The 14,502-nt window shown below is 44.2% G+C and carries 10 protein-coding genes; 7 read left to right on the forward strand and 3 right to left on the reverse strand.

Annotated elements, in window-relative coordinates; translation table 11 throughout:
• Positions 1 to 98: 98 nt before the first annotated feature.
• Entirely contained in the window at positions 99 to 3,533 is a 3,435-nt protein-coding gene (locus B2089_RS04410) for a DEAD/DEAH box helicase family protein (RefSeq protein WP_296321679.1), read from the forward strand.
• A gap of 23 nt (positions 3,534 to 3,556) precedes the next feature.
• On the opposite strand, the gene B2089_RS04415 is transcribed toward B2089_RS04410, so the two are convergent.
• Positions 3,557 to 5,005 (reverse strand): TrkH family potassium uptake protein, encoded by a 1,449-nt coding sequence (locus tag B2089_RS04415; RefSeq protein ID WP_296321682.1) that lies wholly within the window; start codon positions 5,003 to 5,005, stop codon positions 3,557 to 3,559.
• A 10-nt stretch (positions 5,006 to 5,015) separates the two neighbouring features.
• Complete coding sequence (locus B2089_RS04420) at positions 5,016 to 6,452, reverse strand: NAD-binding protein (protein WP_296321685.1); 1,437 nt, start codon at positions 6,450 to 6,452, stop codon at positions 5,016 to 5,018.
• A 56-nt stretch (positions 6,453 to 6,508) separates the two neighbouring features.
• Between B2089_RS04420 and B2089_RS04425 the strand changes: the two genes are divergently transcribed.
• The 6 genes from B2089_RS04425 to B2089_RS04450 are packed head-to-tail and all read left to right on the forward strand — an operon-like array spanning position 6,509 to position 12,459.
• A complete protein-coding gene (locus B2089_RS04425) occupies positions 6,509 to 7,996 on the forward strand; it encodes an ABC transporter substrate-binding protein (RefSeq protein WP_296321688.1) in 1,488 nt (495 codons plus the stop codon).
• Entirely contained in the window at positions 7,997 to 8,974 is a 978-nt protein-coding gene (locus B2089_RS04430; RefSeq protein ID WP_296321691.1) for an ABC transporter permease, read from the forward strand.
• A complete protein-coding gene (locus tag B2089_RS04435; RefSeq protein ID WP_296321695.1) occupies positions 8,971 to 9,777 on the forward strand; it encodes an ABC transporter permease in 807 nt (268 codons plus the stop codon). Before B2089_RS04430 ends, B2089_RS04435 begins: the two co-directional genes overlap by 4 nt.
• A 2-nt stretch (positions 9,778 to 9,779) precedes the next feature.
• Positions 9,780 to 10,628 (forward strand): ABC transporter ATP-binding protein, encoded by an 849-nt coding sequence (locus B2089_RS04440; protein WP_296321699.1) that lies wholly within the window; start codon positions 9,780 to 9,782, stop codon positions 10,626 to 10,628.
• Positions 10,629 to 10,632: 4 nt separating this feature from the next.
• Positions 10,633 to 11,403: an ATP-binding cassette domain-containing protein gene (locus B2089_RS04445; RefSeq protein WP_296321702.1), complete on the forward strand. Its 771-nt coding sequence runs from the start codon at positions 10,633 to 10,635 to the stop codon at positions 11,401 to 11,403.
• 9 nt (positions 11,404 to 11,412) lie between these two features.
• Positions 11,413 to 12,459, forward strand: coding sequence for an HD domain-containing phosphohydrolase (locus B2089_RS04450; RefSeq protein WP_296321706.1), 1,047 nt, complete (start codon positions 11,413 to 11,415; stop codon positions 12,457 to 12,459).
• 4 nt (positions 12,460 to 12,463) lie between these two features.
• Here the strand turns inward: B2089_RS04450 and B2089_RS04455 are convergent, their stop codons facing one another.
• Complete coding sequence (locus B2089_RS04455; protein WP_296321718.1) at positions 12,464 to 14,389, reverse strand: carbohydrate-binding domain-containing protein; 1,926 nt, start codon at positions 14,387 to 14,389, stop codon at positions 12,464 to 12,466.
• Positions 14,390 to 14,502 lie beyond the last annotated feature (113 nt).

A 14,502-nucleotide genomic window follows, 5' to 3' on the forward strand; every position in this document is an offset into this window, starting at 1 on the left:
TTCGTCCAACAAATCGACAAATCAAAATTTGAAATAGCAAATAGCCTGAAAAGGTTGTATAATAAATGGGTGTTATCTTAACAAAAGGAAAGCAGTTTATGGCGAACTTTGATTTCTTAACTTATGATACGAACTATTCTGCCTTTAGCCAGATGGCAGTTCAGGCGGAGCTTCAATACAATAAAAATACCGTTTTTGCCGCATTTGCCGCCCGTAAGTCTTTGGAGCAGGCTGTAAAATGGATGTATTCAGTTGATTCGGACCTACATAAGCCTTATGACGATTCTATTCAAGTTCTTGTTCACGAATCAAGTTTTGTAAATGCCGTTCCTTCAAATATCCGCCACGACATGCAGCTTGTCATCAAAGTGGGAAACAGCGGCGTTCATGACACGCTGGCGGTGGAAAAGAAATATGTGCTTCTTTCCTTAAAGGCACTTTTTAATTTTCTGAACTGGCTTGATTATACTTACGGCTCTGCCTACCAGCAGCGCACTTTCAGCGAAGAGGCAATTCCAAAGAACAAGGTAGTGGTTGCCGTAAAAAAGCCGCAGGAGCGTCATGCTGAAAAAGATTCAGCATCTCTTGAAGCGTTCAAAAAAGAAATCGAGGCAAAAGACAATACAATCGAAGAATTGAAAAAGCAGCTTGCTCAGGCTCTTTCTTCCATCCAGAGCAATAAAGAAAATCCTTCTGCAAAACCGGAGCTTAAAGTTGAAGACCTTAGCGAGTTCCAGACACGAAAGATGTTCATTGACGAAGACCTAAAAACTCTGGGCTGGCGGATTGACGGCGTTCAGGTTGTGGAAGAATACAAAGTCGATGATATGGAAGGCATTAAGGGAAAGATAGGCTTTATTGATTACGCTCTCTTTGGAAAAGACGGTTCGCCCCTTGCCGTTGTGGAGGCGAAAAAGACAACGAAGGATGCGAATGTGGGAAAACAACAGGCAGTCCTGTATGCCGACTGCCTTGAACGGAAATTCGGACGCCGCCCATTCATCTTCTACACCAACGGTTTTGAAACTTTTTTCTGGGACGACACTCAATATGCTCCCCGCTCAGTGAGCATGATTTTTGCAATGGTCGACTTGCAGAAGCTCATGGACAGGCGCAGTCTTCTTGTAGATTTGAATCATGTGCAAATCAACAGGTCAATTTCAGGCCGGCCTTACCAGATGAAGGCTATCCGTTCCATTTGCTCCGAGATGGAAAAGCGCATCCGAAAATTTCTCCTTGTCATGGCAACAGGAACCGGAAAGACCAGAACTGCAATCAGCATTGTAGATGTTTTAAGCCGCGGACATTATGTTTCAAATGTGCTCTTCCTTGCAGACCGAATCCAGCTTGTGGAACAGGCCTATGATGCCTTCCGGGAGAACTGCCCTGATGTAACTGTCTGCAATCTTCTTGACCCAAAGGACAAGGCCGAGAACAAAGGCGCACGCATCGTCTTCAGCACCTACCCCACGATTTTAAATGCCATCGACACCGAGAAAAACAAAGACGGAAACAGAACATTTACGCCCGCCCATTTTGATTTGATTATTGTTGACGAAGCCCACCGTTCCATCTTTAAGAAATACCGAGCAATATTCGAATACTTTGATGCGTATCTTGTCGGTCTTACCGCAACTCCCCGCCGTGATGTAGACAAATCAACTTTTGAATTCTTTGAATTGCAGGATGACGTCCCCACAGATGTTTACGAATACGAAACTGCCGTTAATGCTGGCTTCCTTGTGCCATACCACGCAATTGAAAAGACTTCAACATTCCTTGACGAAGGAATCAACAAAGATAATCTTAGCGAAGAAGATTTAGAAAAGGTCCGCCGCCAGGAAGAAGAAAGCGAAGAACCTTTTGAGGAGATTCCCCCAAAGGCAATTAACGAATATGTATTCAATGAAGATACAACTCGCCAGGTTCTTGAAGACTTAATGACAAAAGGTATTAAAACCGGAGGCGGTGACAGGCTTGGTAAGACAATCATTTTTGCCTATAACAAAAATCATGCCCAGCACATTGTAGATACTTTTGATAAATTCTGGCCGCAGTATAAGGGCAAGATGTGTCAGCGAATTGTCTGTGACGATTCAAAAGTAAAATCGACAATCAAAGAATTCAAGAAATCCGATTCTCAGTTACAAATTGCTGTAAGTGTTGATATGCTTGATACCGGCGTTGATATTCCTGAAGTTGTAAATCTTGTTTTCTATAAAAAGATTCGAAGTAAGATTAAGTTCTGGCAGATGATTGGCCGCGGCACCCGCCTTGCTCCAAATCTTGTCTGCACAGATGAAACCGGTTCTTATGTAGGAAAGAAATATTTCTACATTTTTGATTACCTGAGAAACTTTGAATTCTTCCGCGAGGAAAAGAACGGCATTGAAGGTGCTTCTGGAAAATCTGTAAGCGAGCGTATTTTTGCTCATAAATGTGCGGTTATCAAACTTCTGCAGGACTCAAAAAATTTATGTCATTCCGAACTTGATTCGGAATCTCAAAATCTCTTTCTTACTTACCGGGAGCAACTTGTAAAAGAAGTTCACGCACAGATTTCTGCATTAAACACAAAACTCACTCCTGTCCACCTTGTGCTAAAGCATGTGACGAAATTCCAGAATGAAAAAAGTTTTGAATGCCTGTCTGATGAAGATGTACTCAATCTTTCAAAGCACATTGCGCCTCTGGTTTTTAACGAAGAAGCAGACAGTTATGCTAAAGGTTTTGACAATTTCTGCTACGGAATAATGGAAGCCCAATTATCCGCCCAGCCGATAAATCTTTACCGTTCAAAAATCAAGACTGTTGCCGAAAAACTTTTGCAGAAAACTTCAATCAAGGCAGTGCGCGACCATTTGCCTAGATTACAGCGTCTTTCCCTCAGTTCATATTACGATGAATTACATGTTCTTGATTACGAGGAAATCCGCAAAGAGATTCGGGAACTGGCACAGTTCTCTGTAGATAATACTCATGCCGACCCGATTTTTGTTGATTATGATGATAACATAAAGCTCGTTGACATACCTGAAGGAAGTCAAAATCCAAGTCCCGCAGACAATTTTGAAGAGTACAAGAAGAAGGTTGACGCCTACCTTTGCGAGCACATGAAAGACGGCGCAATCAATAAGCTACGCACAAACCAGCCTCTTACAAAAGACGACTTTGAAAGCCTCAATCACATTTTCAAAGAAGAACTGGGCGACGAAAAAATGTTTGACCAGCTTGCAGAAGGAAAAACACTTGGTGTATTCATCCGCCGGGCGACAAAAATGGATAAAGACGCAATAAATGATTATTTTGCAGACTTCATCAATGACGCAAACATGAATGCCTTGCAGATTGAATTCGTTCAACGCCTTATTGATATTATTGTGGAACAGGGCGAAATCAACATGGAAGCCCTTATGAAAGGACGAGCCCCCTTTGACCGACCTAAGTTTTTCACTTTATTTGGCAGTGCGGCTCAGAACAGAATTTTTGCTATTGTCAAAAGCATTAATATGAATGCTTCCAGTGCAGCATAACGATTTTATACGGCTGGTTTTAGTTATTTCTTCCAGTAATCCGGGAAAAGGAAAATTATCAGATTATAAAGCTCTAAGCGGCCTGCAATCATGGCGAAAGAATACCAGTATTTGAGGAAGGGGCAGATTATACCGTAATTTTCGCTGGGGCCCAGACTTCCGAAAGCGGGGCCTACATTTCCCACCATAGAGAGGCTTGCCGTAAAACTGGTGAAAATGTCCAGACCGCAGAAAGTGCTGATCATCGTGGTGGCGAAAACCAGCATAAAATAGACGAAAGTGAATGCCGCAACATTGAAAACCAAATCTTTGCGTCCGGCTTTTTGATTCAGGCTCACTGTAAAAACGCCGTGGGGGTGCAACATTCGGAGCATTTCGTTCCAGGCCTGCTTTTTAAGGACGACCCAGCGGATGATTTTAAAGCCGCCGGAAGTTGAGCCGGAGCAGCCGCCTGTAAAAAAGAGCAGGAAGATAAAATACTGGGCGGCGGGAGGCCATGTCGTGAAATCAGCCGTGGCGTATCCCGTGGTGGTCATAACGCTTGCCACCTGAAAACTTGAATAGCGGAGGGCGCGGGCAAAGGAGCCGTAATGGGGAATCAGGACGATGGCGATTACAATCACGCAGAGGGCAAAAAGCGAGAGATATGCCTTTAATTCGGAATTTTTTCTGACTTCATCGAATTTGCCGGTAATCACATAAAAATAGAGGCTGAAGTTAATTCCCGCGAGGAACATGAAGACCGTGCAGACGATTTCCACCGCCAGAGAATTGTATGCTCCGATGCTGGCGTTTTTTGTGGCAAAACCGCCCGTTCCCAGCGTGGAAAATGCGTAGGAAAGGGAGTCGATTACATCAAGACCGCAGATTTTAAGGGCGATGAACTGAGCCAGAGTGAATCCTGTGTACAAAAACCAGAGGGTCTTTGCCGTGCTGGCCATTTTTGGCGTGATTTTTCCTTTTTCGGGGCCTGTGCTCTCGGCTTTTATGAGCTGAAAACTTCCCACACCCAGGAGGGGAAGAAGGGCAACGGTAAGGGCGATGATTCCCATGCCGCCCAGCCAGTGCATTTGGCATCTCCACAAATTGATTGAGCGGGGAAGGGCTTCCACATCAGAAAGAACCGTGGCTCCGGTGGTGGAAAAGGCGGAAACGCTCTCAAAAAGCGCGTCGTGAAAAGTGGGAAGACTGCCGCTTGCCAAAAGAGGAATCGTGCCGAAGACGCTGATTGAAATCCATGCGAGGGCGACAAAGGCGAAAACGCTCCGAATCGAGAATTTTATCGTGGTCTTTTTTCCCGCGAAGAAAAAAATCAAGCCTACGGCAAGCGAAAATGCCAGAGGAAGCGCAAAACTCGGAATGACGGAAAATTCGCCGCAAGAAAGGGCCGTGAGAATGGGAACGATAAGGGAAAGTCCCACAATGGAGAGAACGATAAAAATCAGCCGAGCAAAAACAAAGATTTGTGCCATTTTCCCTTTCCTACAGTTCCGTGCCGAATTTCTTCATGACGGTCTCGTTTTCGCTGGCGTTGATAATCAAAATGATTTTGTCGCCTTCGTCCAAAACTGTGCTTCCCACTGGAATCGAATAGCTTTCCTCGCCTTTTTTTTGCACCTGTAAAAGAAGGAATTTTCCGTTTTCGGCTATGTCTTTCAGGGCCTTGCCTTTGACTTCGCTGTTTTCTGGAATCGTGATTTCGGCGATTTCAAGGGAGCCTCCGTTTACTGAGTGGATTCCGGTTACGCTATCGCCCCTGAGGTGGCTCATTATGCTGTCAACAACTGAATCCCGGATTGGAACTGGAACTTCTATTCCGATTTTGCGGGCCACTTCCCCGAAGGCAGAATTCGCCACCAAGACGATGCTGTTTTCCACGCCAAGGGACTCAATGTAGGCCGCCATGACCATATTCAGCTCGTAATTTTGAGTGGCGCAGATTACCAGGTCGAATTTGTCGATTCCTTCTTCTTCCACAAAGCCTTCTTCCGTGACATCAGCGCAGAAAACGCGTGTGCCGGGGAATTTTTCGCTGGCCGCCTTTGCATTGGCTTCGTTTGAGTCAACTATTACGAAATCCTGTGAGGCTTTTGATTTTAATCCGAAGAATTTTGCGAATTTACTTACCTTTTTGCGAATCAGCCTTTCTGCTACGATTGTGCCGATACGGTTTGCTCCAACCAGAGCGATTTTTTTGACATCCTTAACTTTTGATCCACAGAGAGCAAGCATTTCGGGCAAGTCAACCCTGTGCATGAGGATACCAAGACAATCTCCCCCGTGCAGGATTGTGCCACCGCTGGGCAGGGAAGTTTCTCCCTCGCTTTCGACATAACCCACGACGAATTTTTTTTCGGTGAGTTTTCTCATATTTTGCAGGGCGATTCCGTCAAGACGGCTGCCCGGCTCAACGGTGACCCGGATAAGCTCAAAAGTGGAATTTTCAAATTGAAGGGAATCTGTAATCGCTCCGTGCTCGACAGCCGCCACGATTGCCTCAGCCGCCTCAACATCAGGGTGAATCATGTAATCGATTCCGTAAAGATGGCGGTTTTCGCTGGAGAGTTTGCTGGCGTGTTTTTGCGTTGCCGTGCTGGTGTTCACATAGTAGGCGTAATTTCGCACACGGGCAATTTTTAAGATATTGGGGTAGACTGAATCCACCAGAGAGCAGGTAATCATGTTGACTTCATCGTTGGAAGTTACGCAGACAAGGGCATCTGCCGTTTCGATTCCGGCCTCTTCCAGAGTGTCAAGGTTGTTTCCGTCCGCCTGAATCACATTGCAGTCAAGGCGGTTTGAAGCGTGACGGACAACATCTTCGTCATTGTCGATGAGAACGACATCATTTTTTCCATTGATAAGGCGTTTCGCAAGCTGAGTGCCAGTGAATCCTGCGCCAACGATTACGATTTTCATTGCCTATATTGTACTGTGTTGTTAATTTTTTCGCCACATGTTATTATAGACAGACTATGAAGAGAATACTTTTTGCGCTTGCGCTTTTTTCAGCCTTCTTTTTTATGTCTTGTTTCGGGAAGAATTCAAAAAATGTTCTCCGAGTCAATGTTGCTTCTGAACCAGATTCTTTCTTCCCATGGGAATCGGCTGCGGCGGACACGGCTGCGATTTATTACAATATTTTTGACGGTCTTCTTTCCTTTGACGAAAAGGGCGCCCTTCATCCTGCCCTTGCTGAGTCGTATGAAATTTCTGACGACAAACTTACTTATACATTCCATTTGCGGCAGGGCGTAAAATTCCACAACGGTGCTGATTTTTCAAGCGCGGACTGCCTTTACACTTACGAGAACCTTGCCGGTTTGAACGGAAATTCAGTTCGCTCTGACATGATGATGCGCTCAATCGAAAGCCTTTCCGCTCCAGACGAAAAAACATTCACTATTACATTGAAGTACCAGAACGGTGGTTTTTTGGCTTTGAATATTTGCCCGATTCTTCCAGTGGGCTACACGAATCACGCAGAGCAGCCAATCGGTACTGGCGCATACAAATTCGTGGAATATCAGCTTCACCAAAAAGTTGTGCTTGAAAAGAACGAGAATTACTGGAACAAAGAGAATGAGCCGAAAATTCCCCGGATTGAAATCTATGTCATGTCAGACGAAAACGCCATTCTCTCCGCATTACAGTCAAAACAACTTGATATCGGACAGATGCTCTCTGCGGAAAATGCGAGAACGCTCGAAAAAAAATTCCAACTTTTCTCTGCCCCGCAGAATATGGTTCAGGTTTTGGGCTTGAATAATTCTGTCAAACCTCTGGACAATCCCCTTGTTCGGCAGGCAATCACAATGGCTGTAAACAAGGATGAAATTATTGACGGTGCAATGGGCGGCTTTGGAACCAAACTTTACAGTAATTTTTCCCCGATTTTGGGTGCCTACTATAACGATCGTCTTTCTGAAGTCTACAAAAATGATATAAATCAGGCTAAATCTCTTCTTGCTTCAGCAGGATATGGTAATGGCTTTGACCTTGAAATCACTGTGCCAGGGAACTACCGCATTCATGTCGATACGGCTCAAATCATTGCAAAACAGCTGGAACAAATCGGCATCCGCTGTAAAATTAAAACAGTTGAATGGACGACATGGCTTGATCAGGTTTACACAAAATTTGATTATCAGGCGACGGTAATAGCTTTTGCCGGAAAACTGGAGCCTTCCGAAGTGCTCCGCCGATACTATTCTTCTTACAAGCGCAATTTTACCCGCTACAACAATCCTGTTTTCGATGAAACTTTTGACAAAGCTGAACTTGAAACGGATAATGCCAAGCGTGTGAAATATTACAAATACTGTCAGGAGTTGCTTACGAAATCAGCACCTGCCGTTTTTATTGCCGATCCGAATAACACGGTTCTGCTCCGAAAAGATGTACGGGGCTATGAGACCTATCCCGTGCTTTTCTACAATTTTGCGAAAATGTATTTTGAGTAAATGAAGTTTTATATAAAGAAGGCTCTTGATTTTATAACGACGCTTTTCTTGATTTCACTTCTCACTTTTTTCGTTTTTCAGTTGCTTCCGGGAAATCCTGCCCTTGCCATTTTGGGCCCCGAAGCTGACTCTGCCCAAGTGCAGGCTCTGGAATCAAAAATGGGCTTGAACAAGAGCATAGGCCAACGCTATCTTTCCTGGATTGGCGGCGCAATTCGTGGTGATTTGGGAGTTTCCTATCAATACAATCAGAGCGTTTCCAAACTGATTGGCGGAAGTTTTTCTGTCACCCTGAGCCTTGCCCTCGTTACGCTTATTTTTACGGTCTTTATCGGGTATTTTTTCGGATTCTTTTATGCCTACATCCGAAAGTCTGCTCTGTGTAAGCCTCTTATGTCGATTCAGCAAATCTGGTTTTCAGTTCCTTCTTTTTGTACGGCCTTGCTCCTGATTCTTGTTTTTTCAGTGAATCTTGGTCTTTTTCCGACTATGGGCTATGTGCCTATTTCGGAAGATTTTTTTTCATGGCTTCATTCTCTTGCACTTCCAGCACTTTCACTTGCCCTCGGTTCTGGCGCCATTCTTGCCCGCTACACGACGACCAGCATTCTCGGTGAGGCAAAGCAGGATTATGTTCGTACTGCACGGAGCAAGGGATTGAGCGAGGCTTTGGTCATCCGACGGCATATTCTCCGTAATGCCCTTCTTCCCTCAGTTACTACGCTGGGACTCATTATGGTTGAGATTTTGGGTGGAAGTATTATCATTGAGAATGTCTTTTCTCTTCCGGGAATCGGGCGTCTTATTGCTTCATCGATTCAAACACGGGATTTTCCCTTAATTCAGGGGCTTGTCCTCTATCTTGCCCTGATTACGCTTTTCTGTAATCTTGCGGTGGATTTTCTTTATTCTCTGATTGACCCGCGCATCAGCCTTAGGATTCACAGGGAGGAAAATCCTCAAGGAGCTGGGGCATGAAAAAATATTTTTCCAACAAGTCATTTTTGCTCGGATTCTGTCTTGTCGCTTTTTTCTTTTTTCTCATGATTTCAGGCTTTTTCTTCCTTCCTTATGATCCCAACGCCACTGATTCGGCGGCGCGTTTTGCCCCCTGTTCGACACAGCACATTTTTGGAACAGACCATCTCGGACGGGACACTTTTTCCCGAATCTTAACCGGAATCCGCATTTCTTTTGGAATCGGTTTGGTCGTAATGATTTTTGGAGGGCTTTCAGGACTTTTGCTCGGCTCGCTTTCTGGCTATTTTGGCGGCTGGCTTGATTTGATTATTCAAAAGCTGGTTTCCGTGCAAATGTCTTTTCCGGGAATTTTACTCGCCCTTATGATGATTGCCGTTTTCGGAAGCGACATGAAAATCACGGTTTTTGCCCTCTGCCTTATGAGTCTTCCGCGCTTTACCAGAATTACGCGGGCAAGTTTCCTCAAATACAAAAATTCCCTCTTCGTAAAGGCGGCACGGGCTAGGGGAGCTGGTAATCTCAGAATCATGCTGGCTCACATTTTGCCGAATATTCTCCCGGAATTGCTGGTGACTTGCTCTCTTTCCTTTGCCCTCGCTATTTTAAGCGAATCGGGCTTGAGCTATCTTGGCTTGGGAATACAACCGCCAGCTCCAAGTTTCGGTCGGATGCTGAACGATGCCCAGCGTTTTATTTTCAGCGACCCCAAAGGCGTTCTCATTCCCGCGATTTTTCTTTCTGCTCTGGTCACGGGTTTTAATCTGCTGGCTGACGGCATTTCAGAATCGGGGGGAAAGTAATCATGCTCTTTCAAATCAATCATCTGTCAGCAGAATTTTCTTCGCGGAAAAAAAAGATTCCCATTCTTAATGATGTCTCTCTTTCAGTTGACGAGGGAGAATTTGTCGCTCTTGTAGGCGAGTCTGGCTCTGGAAAGACCATGACTTCTCTGTCTGCCATGCATCTTCTGCCTGAGCAAATCAAAATCACTGGCGGGGAAATCTTTTTTGGCGGGCGGAAGATTTCAAAACTGAGCGACGATGATTTCCGAAAAATTTCTGGCAAAGAGATTTCCATGATTTTTCAGGAGCCGATGACTTCCCTAAATCCTTTGATAAAAATCGGAAGGCAAATCGAAGAAAGCGGACTTGTTCACGGTCTTTCAAAAGAAGAAGCCCGCCTTCGCTCAGAAGAACTTGCCCGCCTCACGGGATTAAAGGATACTGAGCGGATTTTCCAGAGTTTTCCCCACGAGCTTTCTGGCGGCATGAAGCAGCGCGTTATGATTGCAAGCGCCCTTATGAACAATCCCCGGCTTTTGATTGCCGATGAGCCTACCACAGCCCTTGATGTTCTTACCCAAGAAGAAATTATCTCAATCCTTAAAAATCTCCGCGCCGAGAAAAAAATCTCCATGCTTTTGATAACCCATGATTTTTCTGTAGTGCGGAAATTGTGTTCCCGCGTTTACATCATGTACAAGGGAAAAATCGTAGAAAGCGCGTCCACTGAGGAAATTTTCAAGAATCCCAAACATGAATACACCCGTGCCCTGATTGAAGCCATTCCCAGCCTGCAAAAAAGGGATAAAAAACTGCCTGTTTTCGACGCATTTATCAGAGATTCCCAGCTGAATTCGGAGGGACGGTGATTTTATGAGCGAAAAAATACTTGAATGCAGAAATCTGACGAAAATTTTCTCTTACGGAAAGACTTCTTCTCTTAAGGCGGTTGATTCTCTTTCCCTTTCAATTAAAAAAGGAGAAACTTACGGACTTGTAGGCGAGTCCGGCTCAGGAAAATCTACTCTGGCCAACATGATTTGCGCGCTTGAAAAGCCGACTTCCGGGGAAATCTTTTTTAATGGTGAGGAACTTTCTTCGCTCAGGGGCAAAAATCTTCTCGATTTCCGAAAAAAAATGCAGATTGTCTTCCAAGACCCCTACGCTTCCCTTAATCCCAAGCACAAAATCGGCTCAATTATCGAAGAAGGGCTTAAAATTCACAAAACAGCAAAGGCAAAAGAAGAGAGAAAAAGGCTGGTGAACGAAATTAGAACGCTCGTCGGCCTGCCATTTGACTCCCTTGAAAAATATCCCTCGGAATTGAGTGGCGGTCAGCGGCAGAGAGTTGCCATTGCCAGCGCGATGATTTTGAGTCCGGAATTTGTCGTATGCGATGAGTGTGTGAGTTCCCTTGATGTGCTGATTCAGGCGCAGATTCTTAATCTTTTGAAGGGAATGCAAAAGTCTCTCAAATTGACATATTTCTTTATTTCTCATAATCTCAATGTTGTGGCATATATGGCAGACCGCATAGGCGTAATGTATAAAGGAAAAATCGTTGAGGAAAAATCAACTGACGATTTACTGAAGAACCCTGAGCATTCTTATACAAAAAAATTGCTTTCGGCTGCAGGCCTATAGGAGAGAAAAATGGAAAATCAGGCAGAAATTTCTTTTTCGGGAAAATCGGAAGTTCTGGTTGTTGATGATTCACGAATGATTCTTTCAATGACCCGGCGGATCCTCGAAAATTCCTACAGTGTTCATACGGTTTCTTCCGGTGAAGAATGTCTTGAATTCGTAAAAACTCACACGCCAAATCTTATTCTACTTGATTTTCACATGACTGGAATCGACGGACTTGAGACATTGCACCGCCTGAAGGCAAACCTTCTGACTCATCACATACCGGTGATTTTTTTGACTGGTGACGAGCATAATGAAACAGAAATTAAAAGCTTGCATGACGGTGCTATCGACTTTATTTCAAAAAATCCGCTTGTTCCAGGTGTCCTTCTTCAGCGGGTAAAGAACACAATTGAGCTTACGCTTTTGCAAAAAAATCTTCAGTTGGAAGTTGACAAACAGACTCGGCAAATCAAAAAACTGACGCGGGAAATTATGCAGGCGCTTTCAAGCACTGTAGACGCGAAAGATCATTATACGCGTGGTCATTCGGCCCGTGTCGCAAAATATTCTGCCGAAATTGCCCGCCGCATGGGAAAATCCGAAAAAGAGCAGGAAGAGATTTACTACATGGGGCTGCTTCATGATATCGGTAAAATTGGTGTCGCAGGAAGCATAATTCGTAAAAATTCCCGCCTCACAGCTGACGAATTTGAGGAAATAAAAGAGCATCCTATGGCAGGATTTCAAATCCTCAAAAACATTACGGCTTTGCCGAGCCTTGCTGTTGGAGCCAGATGGCATCACGAGCATTTTGACGGAAGCGGATACCCAGACCATCTCAAAGGCTACCAGATTCCAGAAGAAGCCCGCATTATCGCCGTTGCAGATGTTTACGATGCGCTCACGAGCAAACGCTCTTATTCAGAAATCCGCCCGCAAGCGGTTGTCCGCGACATCATTGAAAAAAGCAAAGGCACTCACTTTGATCCAGACATCGCAGACATAATGCTCAAAATGATTGATGAAGACAAAGATTACACCATGAAGGAAAATCTCCAGGAAGAGTAGCGTTTTATCGGCCGCTGGGTCTGTCGCCTTCTTTTGCCCCTGTGTTGCTGCCTGCACTTGAGGCTGTGTACACAAAACTTGAACTTGTGGTTTTAAATGTGCTCAGCGTGCTTGTTCCGCCAGAAATACTTGGTAAGTCAGTGTACAAATTGTGGAATTTAGTACCTCCGCTTGCTGTCACGCCGCTTTTTACTGTATAAGTTGTTCCAGTCTTTATTTCTGGTGATGAGAGAATCATGATTGTGCCGACGCTTGAAGGCAATGTATATACAAAAACTGGATTTCCGCTTGAGTCAGTGATTGCCATAGTCGTGTTTGCGCTTCCATAATAAGAATTAGAAATCACTCCTACGCTTTGAGAGCAATTTTTCGGTTCAGTGTAATTGTTTGTTCCCAGACCAACGAGAAGTCCGCCTGTGATTTTCAAAGGATTACTGTCACAGTCGAAGGCACATTCAGGAGTGTTAATGCCTATTGCAACAATCTTGCCGCCTGTTATCGTAATTCCATTGCTTCCATTTGCGTCTATTGCGTCATTTTCTGAACTATATGCGTAAAGAGCCCCGCCATTAATGTAGATTGCACCGCCGGCATTGAGAGCATCATCTGTACAGTTGAGCGTAATCGTTCCCGCGTTTATTATGAGGTCAGATTTTGCCTCGATTCCTTCAGGCGAGCATTTTTCTCCAGTGCTTGTGTTTTCGTATGGCGTTCCGCTTGTTGTGATTGAAATAGTACCGCCGTTGATTTCTACATAAGGATTTGGGCATGTATAGCTTGTTCCGCTTAAGAATGTCGAGTAAAGAATTGAAGAATTTGCCGTCTCAGTGTAGCTTTCATCTCCGATAAGGCTTTCACTTGACTTCCAGTGGGCTGTGATTCCCTTTGCCACAGTCTTGATTTCGATTGTGCCGCCGTTAATGATGACAAATCCTGCCCCGGAAGTATATTCAAGGGTTAAATCGTCTTCATCGGCATCCTCGCCCTCAACTTTGATTCCAACGCTTTCATCGTCAGTGATTGTTCCATTGCCTGTAAGTGAAATCCTGCCGTTATCAATGATTACCGCATTCAATGCCCTGATACAATCTCGGCCAGTCGTTCCAGAAACGCTTACATCAAGCGTGACATTTTCGATTCTGACATAATCTTTTGAATAAATGGCGTGTTTGTAGCCTTTGTTTTCGACGGATAGATTTCCGCCGCTGACGGTTGAACCTTCCCCTGTAAAGATAAGCGCACCTTTCGCATAAAGAGAGCCTTTTTTCGTGTCGTATATTGTCGCGCTTTGGTTTAATAGTCTCGTATCTGTGATTGAATTTGTCGTTCCCTCTGGAATTACTATGAATGTACGGACTTCTGAACTGAATCTAAGTGCGGGACCTGCGCCTGATTCACTAGTAATATTTGCATTGTTTAATACGACGGCTGCGTCAGCTTTTTTATTCTTGATAAAAACTGTACCCGTATAGTCGCCTGAAAGCACATATTTAACCTTACCTGTTCCCTTGTACTGTAAGATTACTCCATTTGATGCCGCATCAATGTCATTGTCCTCATCTTCTTCGGTGTTCTCAGAAAGAAGTATTGTTACTTTTGTGCCAGAGATTTTTCCGATACTTGTTTCTTCGGTTTTTGCCGTTACGACTGAATCTGAATCACTGCCAATGTATGCATTTACGCTTGTTCCTAAAAAATTAACAAAAACTGTTCCATCTGCCGTAAAATTCTCGTACAAGTCTTCCGAAACATATCCGCCTGCCTCGGCTTCTGTTTCATCAGTATAGTTCGTGCTGCTTCCGTCATCTGTTATAAGCGATGAACTTGAGATAATGACAGCTGCCGCACTGTTTTTTGTTTCATCAACAGAATTGGCGCAACTCGTAAAAAAAACAATAGCAAAAATAGTGACGAAAAATTTTGATTTCATATAGTGCCCCTTTTTTCTTAAATTTAACATTGCGGCAATATAGAATCCTTAAAAAATGCTAAGAAAAAATTAAGAAAAGGCTTATGAAAAGTTATGTTTATTTTTTGCCTCCT

This window comes from Treponema sp. UBA3813 (assembly GCA_002368605.1).
Lineage (GTDB): Bacteria > Spirochaetota > Spirochaetia > Treponematales > Treponemataceae > Treponema_D.

Coding starts and splice junctions, on each gene's coding strand:
- B2089_RS04445 (WP_296321702.1), top strand. CDS start 10,633: ATGAGCGAAAAAATACTTGAATGCAGAAATCTGACGAAAATTTTCTCT.
- B2089_RS04435 (WP_296321695.1), top strand. CDS start 8,971: ATGAAAAAATATTTTTCCAACAAGTCATTTTTGCTCGGATTCTGTCTT.
- B2089_RS04410 (WP_296321679.1), top strand. CDS start 99: ATGGCGAACTTTGATTTCTTAACTTATGATACGAACTATTCTGCCTTT.
- B2089_RS04455 (WP_296321718.1), bottom strand. CDS start 14,389: ATGAAATCAAAATTTTTCGTCACTATTTTTGCTATTGTTTTTTTTACG.
- B2089_RS04425 (WP_296321688.1), top strand. CDS start 6,509: ATGAAGAGAATACTTTTTGCGCTTGCGCTTTTTTCAGCCTTCTTTTTT.
- B2089_RS04415 (WP_296321682.1), bottom strand. CDS start 5,005: ATGGCACAAATCTTTGTTTTTGCTCGGCTGATTTTTATCGTTCTCTCC.
- B2089_RS04420 (WP_296321685.1), bottom strand. CDS start 6,452: ATGAAAATCGTAATCGTTGGCGCAGGATTCACTGGCACTCAGCTTGCG.
- B2089_RS04430 (WP_296321691.1), top strand. CDS start 7,997: ATGAAGTTTTATATAAAGAAGGCTCTTGATTTTATAACGACGCTTTTC.
- B2089_RS04440 (WP_296321699.1), top strand. CDS start 9,780: ATGCTCTTTCAAATCAATCATCTGTCAGCAGAATTTTCTTCGCGGAAA.
- B2089_RS04450 (WP_296321706.1), top strand. CDS start 11,413: ATGGAAAATCAGGCAGAAATTTCTTTTTCGGGAAAATCGGAAGTTCTG.